This window comes from Streptomyces clavuligerus, assembly GCF_005519465.1.
GTDB classification, from domain to species: Bacteria; Actinomycetota; Actinomycetes; order Streptomycetales; family Streptomycetaceae; genus Streptomyces; species Streptomyces clavuligerus.
In genome coordinates, this window is the sequence record NZ_CP027858.1 from 547,491 (window position 1) to 562,228 (window position 14,738).

The window sequence follows — 14,738 nt, forward strand, 5'->3', positions numbered from 1 at the left end:
GGTCCTTCGGTCAGTTCTGCGGTGGCACCGTATTGATGCTTCGTGCGGCGATCCGACACGGTATCGGGGTTGTTCGACGCACATGGTGAAGAGAGGCGTGGAATTCATGGAAGACCTTGTTGCCGAGTCGCTGAACAGTCACCCGCAGACCCTGCCCGGGGCCGAATCGCGCCCTGCGGAACGTCATGACGCGTTCCCGCTGACCGATATCCAGCACGGATACCTGATCGGCCGCCACAAGGGCCTGGAGCTCGGCGGTGTGTCCAGCCACTACTTCTTCGAGTTCGACGGGCCTGCCCTGGACGTCCCCCGCCTCACCACCGCCCTCGGCCGGGTCGTGGAACGCCACGACATGCTCCGTGCGGTGACCGACGCCGACGGAGCCCAGCGGGTCCTGGCCGAGACGCCCCCGTACGCCATCGCCGTCACCGACCTGCGCGAGGTGTCCGATGCCGAACGGGACGAGGCGCTGGCACGCATCCGCGCCGAGCTGGAGAACCAGGTCCTGCCCAGCGACCGTTGGCCGCCCTTCGACATCCGGGCCACGCACCTCCCCGACCGGCGCACCCGGCTGCACGTCAGCGTCGACCTGCTCTTCGTCGACGTCCGCAGCCTCCTGCTCGTCCTCGCGGAGTGGCGGCGCTTCTACGACGACCCCGCCTGGTCCCCCGCCCCGCTCGACCACACCTTCCGCGACCACGTCCTCGCCGAGCGAGAGCTCCGCGACGGCCCGGCCGGCCGCCGCGCCGCCGACTACTGGACGGCGCGCCTCGACGAGATCCCCCCGGCGCCCGACCTGCCTCTGGCCACCGCCCCCGAGCAGATCGGCCCGCCCTCCTTCGTCCTGCACCGGGCCGTCCTGCCCCAGGACCGGTGGGCCGCCCTGTCGGCCACTGCCCGCCGGCACGGACTCACCCCCTCCAACCTGCTGCTCGCGGCCTACGCCGAGGTGCTGCGGACCTGGTCGCGGCGGCAGGAGTTCACCCTCACCCTCACTCTGTTCAAGCGGCTGCCGCTGCACCCGGAGACCAACGGCGTCGTGGGCAACTTCCTCTCCCCGAACCTGCTCACCGTCGACGGCCGATCCGACGAGACGTTCGGGCGCCGGGCTGCTCGGGTGCAGAACCGGCTGCTCGCCGACCTGGAGCACTCCGCGTACGGAGGAGTGCAAGTCCTGCGTGAACTGACCCGACGTCAGGGCGATGGGCGCAACGTGTCCATGCCGGTGGTCTTCACCAGCACCCTCGACGGCGACGAGGGCGACGCCAAGGGCGACCCGCTGAGCGTCTTCGGCGAACTGGCGCACAGCGCGAGCCAGACCCCCCAGGTCTGGCTGGAGAACCAGGTCTTCGAGGAGAACGGCGCCCTCACCGTCAACTGGAACGCGGTCGACGGGCTGTTCGCCCCCGACACGCTCGACGCCATGTTCCACGCCTACCTGGCCCTGCTGGACCGGCTCACCGACGACGAGAGCGCCTGGGAGACCGCCGGTGGCGCCGTACCCCTGCCCGCGGCCGAACTCGCCGAGCGCCGCGCGGCCAACGCGACCGCCACCGACATCCCGCCGCGGCGCCTCCACGAGCTGGTACACGAAGCCGCCCTCCGACGCCCCGACGCCGTCGCCGTGATCACCGACGGGACCGAGGTCACCTACCGGACGCTCCAGGAGAACGCGCACCGGATCGCCCGACGGCTCCGCGCGGAGGGCTGCGCGGAACCGGACACTCTCGTCGCCGTCTCCATGCGGCCGGGCGCCGCGCAGATCGCCGCCCTGCTGGGCGTTCTGCACGCGGGAGCCGCGTACGTCGCCATCGACCCGGAACTGCCCGAGGAGCGCCGCCACTCCCTGCTGCATCGATGTCGGGCCAGGGCCGTCGTCACCGAGGTGGAACTGGGCGCATCCCTCAGCTGGCCCGGCGGCATCCAGGTCGTCACCCCCGACGACCCGGCGACGCTGCGGTGCGGCACCGGACCGCTGGAGAGCCGGCAGAGCGTCGACGACCTCGCGTACGTGATCTTCACGTCCGGCTCCACGGGCGAACCGAAGGGGGTGATGATCTCGCACCGCAGCGCCGCGAACACCGTGCAGGACATCAACGCCCGCTTCGAGGTGAACGAGCGGGACCGGGTCCTGGCACTCGCCCCGGCCGGGTTCGACCTCTCCGTCTACGACGTCTTCGGGATCCTGGGCGCGGGCGGCTGCGTGGTTGTCCCCTCCGCCGGGCGCGGCAACGACGTCGCCCACTGGACGGAGCTGCTGGACCGGCACGGGGTCACCGTCTGGAACAGCGTGCCCGCCCCGATGCGTCTGTGGACCGAGTCCCTGGCCGACCTGGCCGAACAGGACGGCGCCGGGCACGGCGGGAGCCTGCGGCTGGCTCTGCTGAGCGGCGACTGGATCCCCGTCGCGCTGCCCGGCCAGATCCGTCGGCGCGTCCCGGGCATGCGGACGATCAGCCTGGGCGGGGCGACCGAGGGGTCGATCTGGTCGGTGTGCTACCCGATCGGGGAGGTTCCGGCCGACTGGACGAGCATTCCGTACGGCAAACCGCTCGCCAACCAGACCCTGCACGTCCTCAACACCTGGCTGGAACCGTCCCCGCGAGGAGTGACGGGCGACATCTACATCGGCGGCGTCGGCGTGGCCCAGGGCTACTGGAGCGACCCGGTACGCACGGCCGAGCGGTTCATCGAACACCCGGTGACCGGCGAACGGCTCTACCGGACCGGTGACCTCGGCCGGTACCTGCCCGGCGGGGACATCGAGATCCTCGGCCGTGAGGATTTCCAGGTGAAGATCAACGGCTATCGGGTCGAACTCGGCGAGATCGAGGCCGCTCTGGGCCGGCTGCCGGGCATGCGGCAGGTGATGGTCACCGCCCCGGCCCACCCCCGTACCGGACAGCGGCAGCTGACCGCCCACCTGGTCGGCGACGACCCGGCGGTCCTCGAACCGGTGGCCCTGCGCACCGCGATGGAGGCGGTGCTGCCCGGCTACATGGTGCCCTCGCACTATCTGACGCGAGACGCACTCCCGCTGACCGCGAACGGGAAGATCGACCGGGACGCGCTGGCGCTGCCCTGGAGCGACGGCGACGTGGCCCAGGGCCGGACCGCGCCGCGCGGCACCGTCGAGGAGCGACTGTTCGCGCTGTGGGCGGAGCTGCTGGGGCACAGCGAGTTCGGCGTCGAGGACGGCTTCTTCGACGTGGGCGGCGACTCGCTGCACGCCGTACGGATCATCGCCCGGCTGCGCGCCGACTTCGGCATCGACGAGAATGCCGAACAGCAGGTCATCGAGGGGCTGTTCATGAACGCGACGATCGCGGACTTCACCGAGGTCGTCCGGCCCTTCGAGGAGGCCGGCGCATGAGCGGAACGGCGCACGGCCTCACGGACGCCACCGGCGGCATCCTCTGGGACCACCTGGTGGTCGGTGCGGGCTCCGCGGGATCGGTCACCGCCGCCCGCCTGGTCTCCGCCGGGGCACGCGTGCTGCTGGTGGAGGCGGGCGGGGAGCAGCCGGAAGGCGGCGCGGAGACCAACCCCCTCCGGGACGCCAACCGCCTCATCCTGGAAGGCTTCAACTGGGACCACCGGGCCAACCTCCGCTCCAGCACCCGGTGGGACGAACTCGTGGGCGTCGGCGGCGCGTCCGGATCCACCGCCGACGCGGGGCGCAGCCGTGCCCTGTGGACCCGCTTCCCCTACCAGCTGGGCAAGGTCGTCGGCGGCTCGTCCGCGGTGAACGGGGCGATCGCGATGCGCCCGCTGCGCAGGGACTTCGACACCTGGGTGGCGCGCGGCAACCCCGACTGGAGCTGGGACCAGGTCCTGCCGTACTACCGCCGGATCGAGAACGACGCGGACCACCCCGGCGACGCGGCGCACGGCGACCACGGAGCGATACCCGTCCGCCGGCCCGGCCCCGCCGACCTGCACGAGCTGGAGGTCGCGTTCCGTGCCGCGTGTCTGCGGATGGGCGTCGAGGACCTGCCCGACCTGAACGGCGGCGGCGAGCGCGGAGTCGGCCCGGTGCCGGCCAACTCCGTCGACGGCGAGCGCGTCGACGCGGCGACCGCCTACCTCACCGACGTACGCAAACTGCCCGAACTGGAGCTGCGCACCGGCTGCCGGGTGACCCGGGTGCTCTTCGAGGGGCGGCGCGCCGTCGGCGCGGTCCTGGTGGACGACGACGGCCACCGCACCGCGGTGCGGGCCCGGAACGTGATCCTGTGCGCGGGCGCGGTCGGCACACCGGTCGTCCTCCAGCGGTCCGGCGTCGGCGATGCCCGGCTGGCGGCCGCCCTCGGTGTGCCCGTCGTCGCCGACCTGCCCGGGGTGGGCGAGAACCTCGCGGACCACCCCTCGGTGGTCATCTGGTCCCTGCCCGGGCCGGGGGTGTGCAAGCCCGGCATGCCGTGGCGGCAGATCGCGGCGCGGATGTCCAGCGGTTACGACGACGACGTCGACGTCCAAGTGGGGCTCCTCAACAACGTGGAGTCCACGACGATCCCCGGGTTCGTCGACCGCCTCGGCTCGCCGATGGCGGTGGGCCTGTCGGTCATGCTGATGCGCCCGGAGTCGCGGGGCCGGGTCTTCGCCGAGAGCGCCGACCCGGACACCCCGCCCGTGATCGAGCTGGGCATGGGCACGGTCGAGCGGGACGTGGAGCGCCTCATGCACGGCGTGCGCAAGGCCTGGGGCATCCTGCGGGCGCCCGGCATCGCCGAGCGCCTGGAGCGGACGCAGTTCTGGACCGACCGGATGATCGGCAACGAGGCCGTGCTGCGCAACGGGGTGCGCAACATCATGAACCCCGGCTGGCACGCGGTCGGTTCGGCCCGCATGGGGCCGCCGTCGGACCGGATGTCCGTGGTCGACCAGCGCGGCCGGGTGCACGGCCTCGAAGGGCTGCGCGTGGTCGACGCCTCCGTCTTCCCCTCGGTGCCGAGCGTCCCCACCAACCTGACCACGCTGATGCTCGCCGAACGCATCGGTGACGACATCGTCGCCGCGTTCAAGGAAGGAGCACCGGCATGAGCCGCGCGACACCCCCGAAGACCCCGGTCCGGCTCTACTGTTTTCCGCACGCCGGCGCCAGTTCCCTGGTGTACCGGGGCTGGCGGGCACCCCAGGGCGTGCCCTTGGAGATCGTCGGCGTCGATCAGCCGGGACGCGGTCCCCGGGCCCGGGACGCCCGCGTCACCCATTACCCGGAGCTGGTCGCCGCCATGGCCGACCAGGTGGCGGCCGATCTGCGGGCGGCCCGCGCGGAGCGGCCCGGGCTGCGCTGGGCCTCCTTCGGCCACAGCTTCGGTGCGACGCTCAGTCTGTCGGTGGCCGCGACGGTCGCGCGGAGACTCGGCGAGCGCCCCGAGCGGTCCGTGCTCTCGGCGGCGCTGCCTCCCCGGCTCCAGCCCGAGACCGTCATCGGCGACCTCGACGACGAAGCGCTGCTGGCCAAGATGGTCGCCGACGGCGGCACCGCCTCCGCGCTGCTGTCCAACACCACGATGACGCGGCTCCTGGTCCGGATGATGCGGGAGGACGAGGAGATCCGCTGTCAGTTCGGCCGGGAGGCGTCCACGCTGCGCGTCGACCACCCGCTGGTCCTGCTCGCCGCACGGGACGACCTCCATGTGACACCCGCCCAGATGGCCGGCTGGGCGGAGCACAGCACCGCACCCAGTCACCGCGTCGAGATCCCCGGTGGCCACTTCGCGGCGGTACTCCAACCCGAGCGGGCTCTCGCTCTGGCAGTCGACGGCACGGCCCGGGCCCCCGAAGGGCGACCGGGCCGGGAAGGGGAATCGCTGACATGCGTGAGCGGCCCGAGGTGACCTCGCACTACGGTGCGGACCACGAGGACTTCCGGAAGATGGTCCGTACGTTCCTGGAACGCGAGGCCGTTCCTCACCACGACCGGTGGGAGAAGGAGGGGATCGTCGACCGCGAGCTGTGGCGGAAGGCCGGTGCCGCCGGGCTCCTCGGCATGGACGCGCCGACCGAGTACGGCGGCGGGGGCGAGCCCGACTTCCGGTACCCGGCCGTCTTCACGGAGGAACTCATCAGGGCACGGGTCACCGTGCCCGGCTTCGTCGCCCACAACGACGTCGTGGCTTCCTACCTCGCCGTCCGTACGACGCCGGAGCAGCGGCGGCGCTGGCTGCCCGGACTCTGCTCCGGCGAACTCGTCGCAGCCATCGCGATCAGCGAACCTGACGCCGGATCCAATGTGGCCGACATCCGCACCACCGCCGTCCGGGACGGGGACCACTACGTCCTGAACGGCCAGAAGGTCTTCATCACCAATGGCGAGAACGCCGACCTCGTCCTGGTGGCGGCGCGCACCGCACCGCAGCGCGGCGGACAGGGCCTGAGCCTGTTCGTCGTGGAGCGGGGAACCGCAGGCTTCGCCCGGGGGAACCGGCTGGAGAAGCTCGGCTGGAACGCCAGCGACACCTGCGAGCTGTTCTTCGACGGCTGCCGAGTTCCCGCCGACAACCTGGTCGGCAAGGAGCACGCCGGCATGGCCTACCTCATGACCGGGCTGCCGCGCGAACGGCTGAGCATTGCCACGGTCGCGGTCGCCGCCTGCGAACAGATGCTGGAGGACGCCCTGGCCTACGCGCGGCAACGCCACGCGTTCGGCCAGGCCATCGGGAGCTTCCAGCACAACCGGTTCCAGCTGGCGACGATGGACACCGAAGTCACCATCGCCCGGGTCTTCCTCGACCACTGCGTCACGCAGATCAACGCGGGCCGGCTGTCGGCCGCCGATGCGGCGAAGGCCAAATGGTGGACCACGGAACTCCAGGTGGAGATCTCCAATCGGGCGGTCCAACTGCACGGCGGCTACGGCTACCTGAAAGAGAGCCCGATCTCCCGGGAGTGGGCCAACAGCAGGGTCCAGACGATCTACGGCGGCACCACCGAGATCATGAAGGAAATGATCGGGCGATCCCTCGGCCTGTGAGCGCCGCCCCCAACCTCCGTACACCCGGCCCGGCCCGGCGAGACCGTTCGGGCCCGGCCGGACCAGAAGGGACCACCGCTTCATGAATTCCCACGACGCGTTCACCGTTTCCACCGCCACCCTGGAGGACTGGTACCAGGTGGCGGAATGGGCGGACGGGGAGGGCTGGAACGTCGGCGACGGCGACGTGGCCTGCTTCCACCCGACCGACCCCGCAGGCTTCTTCATCGGCCGCCTCGGCGCACGTCCCGTCGCGGCCGTCTCCATCGTCAACTACGACGACCGGTACGCCGTCCTCGGCCACTACCTCACCGACCCGGAGTTCCGCGGCCGGGGCTACGGCCTGGCGACCTGGAAGGCGGCCTTCCCGCACTCCGGGAACCGCACGGTCGGCCTGGACGCGATGCCCGCACAGCGAGCCAACTACGAGACGCACGGGTTCAAGGCGGCGCACGACACCGTGCACTTCGCCGGGAGCCCCGCCCGGCCCACCGGGCCCGTACAGGGGGTCGCCCCGGTCACTCCCGAGCACGCCGAGGCCCTGGCCGCCTACGACCGTGGCTGCTTCCCGGCCGACCGGAGCGGGTTCGTCGGCCGATGGCTCACCGCGCCGGGCCGGACCGCCCGCGTCCGGTTGCGCGACGGAGCCGTCGCCGGGTACGGAGTGATCCGTCCGGCCGGTCGCGGGCACCGCATCGGACCGCTCTTCGCGGACACCCCTGAGGACGCCGCCGCGTTGTTCGACGGCCTGGTGGGCCACTTCGGCCCCGGCGAGGAGGTGTCCCTCGACATCCCTGGCACCCACGCCGCTTCGGCGGACCTGCTGACGTCCCGGGGCCTGGCGGCGCAGTTCCACACGGTGCGCATGTACACCGGCCCCGTACCCGAGACCGCCGAAGAGCGGGTCTTCGCCATCACCACTCTCGAACTGGGCTGACCGGGCCGAGTGAGCCCGGGACTCCGTGAACCTCTTCCAACCTGACGGGTGGTTGGGCCGGCAGTCCCGGTGGCGGGCATGAGTGCTTCTTCGGGACGGGCTTGCCGGTGACCGACGAGGTCCAGGACGAGACGGGCTTCGGGGCGCTGTAGCCGTCCGCGTCGGCAGGGCCCTTTCTTGAGCGGGTCCGCGCAGCAGGTCTGGGAATCGCCCCAGACCTGGGGTCCGGGCGGGCCGTACGCGCCGATGTGGCTCGCGCCGGCGTTTCCGTCGGCGTCGGGGGATGCTGTAGCCGGCGCTCCGGAGCGGCCGAGGATCGCAACCACTCCTCCATGCGGTGGAACGCGATGCAACGCCGGCGTAAGCGGTCGCCCCGGCCGCCGGTGGCAGCGTCCTGCCGCATCTCGATACCGTCTTCGCCACGGCTGTGCCCAAGCTCAGGACGTGGCCCCACCCGTTCGGACGGACCGCAAGCTGCGCCGACGGTAGATCCCGCCTGGCCAGGTCGCCGGCGGCTGACTGGACGGGGCGGCTTGGTCGGCGGGCTGGTCCAGCTGCTGGCGGCGCCGCTGTTCGTTTCCGTGGCCTGCGACGAGCTGCGTGAACAGCTTCAGCACCTCGTCCTCCAGGCGGGCCCGTACTCGCTGCACGGGCCGATGCCGAGCCGGACGGCGTTGGCCTCTTCCTCGAAGGCGTCGACGGTCTGCTGGAGGAAGTAGCTGCGCCCGCGGAACTTGTAGCACCCCGTGAACATCGCGGCCACCGTGATGGCGAAGCTGAGGCGGCGCACGGTAGCCGCGGATCCCCGGTTCACGAAACCGGGGATCCGCCGGACCATTGATCACTCCACCGCCACGTCCTGCCAACCCCAGAAGAAGGGACGCCAACCACACCCCGACCTCCGCCGAAGGCCCACGAACTCTAGGCAAGGAGCTTGGCTTGCCGCGGCGGACGGAGGCAGACGAAGTTCCTCAGCCGCCGGCAGGCCGTGGACTGCTTCCGCCGCACCGCCACCACATCACCGCCCAGGCCCAGCAGCACTTCACCCGAGGACGCCGAGAGATCCGCCATCGCTCCCCCGGTCACCTCGCGAGCCGGTGCTGCCGCAGCGCCCGCGCCCTTCCGCCGGCGCGGCGCTCCCGCGTGCCCGGCGACGGAGGCGACGGTCTCCAGGGCGAAGTGGTCGTCGCCGTAGAGCCGGTAGCGGACAAGATCGATGCTGCGCCGGTGCTCGCGTACGGCATAGACGTCGTAGCAGGTGAAGTCGCCAGCGAGCAGATCAGCCGCGGGTTGCTCCACAAGATCTGCCCGGCGGCCTCGTCACCAAGCCGGTCGCGCACCAGGTGCTGGAACTCGGTCCGGTGGTCCACCAGCCCGGACAGGGTAGAACAGGCCCTGGTGGATCACCCCGGCGTCCGTCGCCCGCTTGTACTCCACGACCACCGGCGCGCCGTTCTCGTCCAGGCCCAGCGAGTCGATTCGTCCGCCTTAAACCAGCCTGGTGTTGTATCGCTCGCCAGGAACCGTGCCCCGAGCGTGATCTCCCTATGAGCCTCGACGAAGCCTTGGACATCCGCCTCAACCACCGCCAGACGCGGCATGACCTCCGTCATGTCGCGCTTCGTGCTGAACAACCTCAGCCCCAGCCTCTCTGGTCTCTTGACGCTCGTTTGACGCTCAGGCCCCAGAAATCTTCCGCAGGAAAACGACCCCAAATGGCTTCTGACCTGTGGCTTCCCCAAACACCACTTGCCTCGATGCCTTCCCGATGACGCACACCGTGGAGCGGGGGTGCGTCGAGCCGCAGAGGATCAGTCGCGTCGACGGCTCCCCAACTTGACGGTGTGTGATCGGCTGGCAGCCGCCGGGATGCCGAGTGAGCCAGCTCGGCCACAGTGTCCAGCCGGAGCAGGCCGACCCGTGCTCTGCTGACACGCTCCCCGAGGGCCCGAGTCCCCATGCCCTGGACTGTGGTTGCCGTTGCCGCGTCCTCCCGAGAAAATCAGTCCATTCAAGGGAAAACGGAAGGTCAGTCAACTCCACAGACAACGGGGCTTTTTAACACGGAGTCTCCTTTTACCGAAACCGGGGATTCTCCGAACACATGCGGGAAGGAAGCGCCCCTGCGTGGCGCAGCAGTCTCTTTCCCTCAAGGATGTTATGCCCCGGCCATCCACCCCTGACCTTCGCTTGCCCGGGGGCTGGTACACGACCGAGGAACTCGCCGCGCTGCTGCGGGTCGATCCGTCGACGCTGCGACGCTGGCGCACCGCGCGTCCTCCGCAGGGGCCGCCGTATGTGCCGCTGACGGGCCGTGTCACCCTCTACAGCGCCGCCGATGTCGAACTCTGGCTGTGCGAACGGCGTATCGCGCCCCGCGAGGGTGCCTGATGCTGGCCCAGGCCCTCGTGGCGCGTTCACACGGCCGCTACCAGGCTGGGGCAACCTCGTCGTCTTCGCCGCCGCCACCGCCGTCCTGCGCGACGCCACCCACTGGGACGACGTCGTCACCGCCCTCGGCCACGAACACCTCCGCCGCCACGACCTCCGCCACACCGGCCTCACCTGGTTCGCCGACGCCGGAGTCCCCGCCCACGTCCTTCGCAAGATCGCCGGACACGGGTCCCTGCTCACCACCCAGCGCTACCTCCACCCCGACATGCACAAGATCACCGAAGCGGGTACCGCACTCACCGCCTACCTCAACCCCGTACGCATGCCGGTCAACCTGCCCGTGTCCCCAGCAGCACCCGGCAGACACCGCTAGACCCACTGGTCCCCACATGGTCCCCAAGAAAACGGAAAAGGCGGTACCGGATATCTCCGATACCGCCTACGACCTGCGAAAACGCTGGTCGGGACGACAGGATTTGAACCTGCGACCCCTTGACCCCCAGTCAAGTGCGCTACCAAGCTGCGCCACGTCCCGTTACCCGCCTGACCTGGGCTTTCCCCCTGGCCGAGCGCGCATGAGAACAATACCGCACTTCGACCGGTGGTCACGAACCGCTTCCCGGCGAGCGGGGCGCGTCCAGGGCATTGACCCCCTGTGCGCCCGTATCTACGCTGTGCGACGCAGATGGAAAGCGCTTTCCCCCGTACTCCGCACGGTCCGCCGCCCACCCAGGACATGGGAGCGCCATGACCAGTCGCCGCCGCGCAGCACAGTGGACGCCCCGGACGCGCCGCCGGGACGGGACGGGGCGGCGGGTGGCCCTGGCCGTGGCCGCCGTGGCGGCGCTGCTCGCCGGGCTGGTCGGGCCGGGGCCCGCCCAGGCGCGGGGGACCGGGGCCGCGGCGGCCTTCCGGGTCCTGGTCTTCTCCAAGGTGACGAATTTCGCGCATGCCTCGATCCCTGACGGCATCGCGGCGATCGAGCGGCTCGGGGCGGAGCACGGCTTCGCGGTGGAGGCGACGGACGACGCCACCGTGTTCGGCGACGCCTCGCTCGCCCGGTTCCAGGCGGTGGTCTTCAACAACACCAACTCCACCCCCGCCTCCGGGGCCCTCCTCGACCCGGAGCAGCGCGCCGCGCTCCAGCGGTACGTCCGGGGCGGCGGCGGCTGGGTCGGGCTGCACTCGGCGTCCGCGAGCGAGCGGGACTGGCCCTGGTACGAGGGGCTGGTCGGCGCGATCTTCGACAAGCACCCGCCGGTGCAGACGGGACGGATCAAGGTCCTGGACCCGGTGCACCCCTCCACCCGGGGCCTGCCCGAGCTGTGGGAGCGTACGGAGGAGTGGTACAACTGGCGCACCAACCCCACGGGCAAGGTGCACACCCTCGCCCAGATCAAGGTGCGGGACGGGATCACCGGGCTGGACGAGGGGGTCGACCACCCCTGGTCCTGGTGCCAGAAGTACGACGGCGGCCGGTCCTGGTACACGGCGGGCGGCCATGCCCCGGCGGCCTTCCGGGAGCCCGGTTTCCTCCGTCATCTGCTGGGCGGAATCCGCTGGGCCGCCGGAGCCGAGCCCGGGGACTGCACCGCGAGCCGGACCGGCGCCTTCCAGCGCACCCCCCTGGTCACCGAGGATCTCGCCGACCCCTTCGAGCTGGCCGTCGCCCCGGACCGGCGGGTCTTCTTCATCCAGCGGACCGGCAAGCTCCGGGTGATCGACCAGCGGACCCTCAAGGTGACCACCGCGCTGGACCTCGCGTACACACCGGACATGACCAACCAGTCGGACGGGCTGCTGGGGCTGGCACTCGACCCCGGTTTCGCGACGAACCACCGGCTCTATCTGCTCCACTCCGACCGCACCGAGAAACGGCTGAACCTCTCGCGTTTCACCGTCACCGGGAACACCGTGGACCCCGCGTCCGAGAAGCGGCTGCTCACGATTCCCACCTGGCGGGGCGAGGGCCGGGCCAACTCCCATATGGCCGGTTCGCTCGCGTTCGACCGGGCGGGGCGGCTCCATGTCGCGACGGGGGACAATACGGACCCCTTCGCCTCCGAGGGCTTCGCCCCGCTGGACGAGCGGCCCGGGCGGCGGGCCTGGGACGCCCAGGCCACCTCGGCGAACACCGACGATCTGCGCGGTAAGATCCTGCGGATCGTCCCCCGGGACGACGGCAGCTACACGATCCCGGAGGGGAACCTCTTCCCGCCGGGGACCGAGCGGACCCGGCCCGAGATCTACGCGATGGGGATGCGCAATCCGTTCCGTATCACCACCGACCCGCTGAGCGGGGCCCTGCTCGTCGCCGACTACGGGCCGGACGCGCGGGCCGCGAAGCCGGACCGGGGCCCCGAGGGGACCGTCGAATACACCAGGATCACCGGGGCGGGCAACTACGGCTGGCCGTACTGCGTGGGCGACAACACCCCGTTCCACGACTTCGACTTCGCCACCCGCACCCCCGGCCCGGCGTTCGACTGCGCCCGGCCCGTCAACGACTCGCCCCACAGCACCGGGCTGCGCGAGCTGCCGCCCGCGCAGCCCGCCACGGTCTGGTACACCTACTCCGCGTCGGCGCGCTTCCCGGAGCTGGGCACGGGCGGCGGCGGGCCGATGAGCGGGCCGGTGTACGACTACGACCCGGCGAACGGCTACCGGACCAAGTTCCCCGAGTCCTTCGAGGGGCGGTGGCTGGCGTTCGAGCTGACCCGCAAGTGGTTCAAGTCCTTCTCCCTCCAGCGGAACGACCAGAGCTTCAGCGATCCGCGCTTCCCGCCGGTGCGGGCCGGTGATCTCCACTCCATCAACACGATCTTCGCGGACATGAAGTGGAACCAGCCCTTCGAAGCCGAGTTCGGTCCCGAAGGGGCGCTGTACGTCATCGACTTCGGGCTGGGCAGCGGCACCGGGCGCGGCGGCAGCAACGAGGGCGCCGGGATCTACCGGATCGACCACGTCGGCGACGACCGGCTGCCCGAGGCCCGCGCGGCGGCGGCGCCTGACACCGGGCGGACCCCGCTGACCGTGGCGTTCTCCAGCGCGGGGTCCGGGCTGGCCGATGGGCGGCCGGTCTCCTACGCCTGGGACTTCGACGGCGACGGCACCACCGACTCCACCGAGCCCCACCCGACCCATGTCTACCGGACCAAGGGGGCCTGGACGGCGACGCTGACGGTCACCGGACCCGGCGGGCTGACCGGCTACGCCGTCCGGGAGATCACGGCAGGCAACACCCGTCCGGAGGTGGTCGTGGAGCGGCCCGCCCGGGGCGGGATGTTCTCCTTCGGTGACACCGTCCCGTTCAAGGTACGGGTCCGGGACCGGGAGGACCGCCGGATCGACTGCTCCCGGGTGGTGGTGCAGTCCCAGCTCGGCCATGACAGCCATCTGCATCCGCTGGACAACCACACCGGCTGCCGGGGCGAGATCAGGACCGACGCGGGCGAGAGCCACGGCCCCGGCCAGAATCTGTACTACGGGATCAGCGCCCGCTACGAGGACCGGGGCGCCCCGGGAGCACCCCCGCTCACCGGCTCGTCGGCGCTGACCCTGCACCCGTCGTTCCGCGAGGCCGAGCACCGCACGGCCACCGGGGGCGAGGGCGGCGGCACGGTCACGGAGAGCCGGGCCGACGCCTCGGGGGGCAAGCGGCTGGGCGGGATCCAGCACGGCGACTGGGTCGCGCTGGACCCCGTCTCCCTCACCGGTGTCCGCTCGGTGACGGTGGGCGCGTCCTCCGGCGGCCCCGGCGGTACGGTCGAGTTCCGGGCGGGCGCGCCCGACGGCCCGCTGCTCGGTTCGGTCGCGATCCCGCCGACGGGCGGCTGGGGGCAGCTCGTCTCCCCCACCACCCCGCTGCGGAACCCCGGTGGCACGGTACGGCTCCACGCGGTCTTCACCCGCTCCGAGCCGCCGACCGGGCAGGGCGATCTGCTCGCGCTGGACTGGCTGCGCTTCAACGGGCCGGGGGTGGAGCGGCGGCCCGCGGCCCGGGTGGGGATCGCGGCCGAGCCCGCGGGCGGCGGCGCGCCGCTGACCGTGGCGCTGAGCGGCAGCGTACGACCACGGCCGGGCCGCACGATCGCCGCGTACCACTGGGACTTCGGCGACAACTCCCGCCCGGCGGGTCCCGAGGGCCCCACGGCCACCCATGTCTATCCCCGGTCCGGCGCGTACACGGTGGCGCTGACGGTCACCGACGACCGGGGCGACACCACCACCGCCCAGCTGCCGCTCCGGGTGGACTGATGCGGGTGGACCGGCACCCCGCACCGGCCCGTCCGCCGGTGGAGCGGCCCCCGCACGACGACCCATACGGAACGACCTCATACGGAACGAGACCGTGCGGAACGATGCCGTGCGGAACGATGCCGTGCGGGCGCGGGACGGCGTCCCGGCGAGGGACGCGGAAGGGAGCAC

8 protein-coding genes, 1 tRNA gene and 2 pseudogenes are annotated in these 14,738 nt (G+C 71.5%); 8 read left to right on the forward strand and 3 right to left on the reverse strand.

Going from position 1 to position 14,738, the window contains the following annotated elements:
* Positions 1-82: 82 nt before the first annotated feature.
* The 5 genes from hlmE (at position 83) to hlmA (ending at position 7,916) form a co-directional block, all read left to right on the forward strand.
* The gene (gene hlmE, locus CRV15_RS02205) at positions 83-3,373 is read left to right on the forward strand and encodes a holomycin non-ribosomal peptide synthetase HlmE (RefSeq protein ID WP_003962525.1); all 3,291 of its coding nucleotides are present in this window, start codon (positions 83-85) and stop codon (positions 3,371-3,373) included.
* The gene (locus CRV15_RS02210; RefSeq protein WP_003962524.1) at positions 3,370-5,043 is read left to right on the forward strand and encodes a GMC family oxidoreductase; all 1,674 of its coding nucleotides are present in this window, start codon (positions 3,370-3,372) and stop codon (positions 5,041-5,043) included. Before hlmE ends, CRV15_RS02210 begins: the two co-directional genes overlap by 4 nt.
* On the forward strand, positions 5,040-5,843 hold the full coding sequence (locus CRV15_RS02215; protein WP_003955868.1) for a thioesterase II family protein: 804 nt from the start codon (positions 5,040-5,042) through the stop codon (positions 5,841-5,843). Before CRV15_RS02210 ends, CRV15_RS02215 begins: the two co-directional genes overlap by 4 nt.
* On the forward strand, positions 5,822-6,979 hold the full coding sequence (locus tag CRV15_RS02220; protein ID WP_003955867.1) for an acyl-CoA dehydrogenase family protein: 1,158 nt from the start codon (positions 5,822-5,824) through the stop codon (positions 6,977-6,979). The genes CRV15_RS02215 and CRV15_RS02220 overlap by 22 nt, the downstream gene beginning before the upstream one ends.
* A gap of 82 nt (positions 6,980-7,061) precedes the next feature.
* Positions 7,062-7,916 (forward strand): holothin acetyltransferase HlmA, encoded by an 855-nt coding sequence (gene hlmA / locus CRV15_RS02225; RefSeq protein WP_003955866.1) that lies wholly within the window; start codon positions 7,062-7,064, stop codon positions 7,914-7,916.
* Positions 7,917-8,526: 610 nt separating this feature from the next.
* On the opposite strand, the gene CRV15_RS02230 is transcribed toward hlmA, so the two are convergent.
* Together CRV15_RS02230 and CRV15_RS36240 are read right to left on the reverse strand one after the other, a co-directional pair.
* Positions 8,527-8,706 (reverse strand): hypothetical protein, encoded by a 180-nt coding sequence (locus tag CRV15_RS02230; protein ID WP_230864184.1) that lies wholly within the window; start codon positions 8,704-8,706, stop codon positions 8,527-8,529.
* A gap of 137 nt (positions 8,707-8,843) precedes the next feature.
* Positions 8,844-9,529: pseudogene (locus CRV15_RS36240) on the reverse strand (transporter); the annotation flags it as partial.
* A 547-nt stretch (positions 9,530-10,076) separates the two neighbouring features.
* Here CRV15_RS36240 and CRV15_RS02245 point away from each other — a divergent pair.
* Together CRV15_RS02245 and CRV15_RS02250 are read left to right on the forward strand one after the other, a co-directional pair.
* Positions 10,077-10,307 (forward strand): helix-turn-helix transcriptional regulator, encoded by a 231-nt coding sequence (locus CRV15_RS02245; RefSeq protein ID WP_003955862.1) that lies wholly within the window; start codon positions 10,077-10,079, stop codon positions 10,305-10,307.
* Positions 10,297-10,683, forward strand: a pseudogene (locus CRV15_RS02250) (tyrosine-type recombinase/integrase); the annotation flags it as partial. The gene CRV15_RS02245 and the pseudogene CRV15_RS02250, both read left to right, overlap by 11 nt.
* A gap of 85 nt (positions 10,684-10,768) precedes the next feature.
* On the opposite strand, the gene CRV15_RS02255 reads toward CRV15_RS02250, so the two are convergent.
* Positions 10,769-10,845 (reverse strand) — tRNA-Pro (locus CRV15_RS02255).
* Positions 10,846-11,057: 212 nt separating this feature from the next.
* Here CRV15_RS02255 and CRV15_RS02260 point away from each other — a divergent pair.
* Positions 11,058-14,567, forward strand: a complete 3,510-nt coding sequence (locus tag CRV15_RS02260; protein WP_003962519.1) for a ThuA domain-containing protein — start codon at positions 11,058-11,060, stop codon at positions 14,565-14,567.
* Positions 14,568-14,738 lie beyond the last annotated feature (171 nt).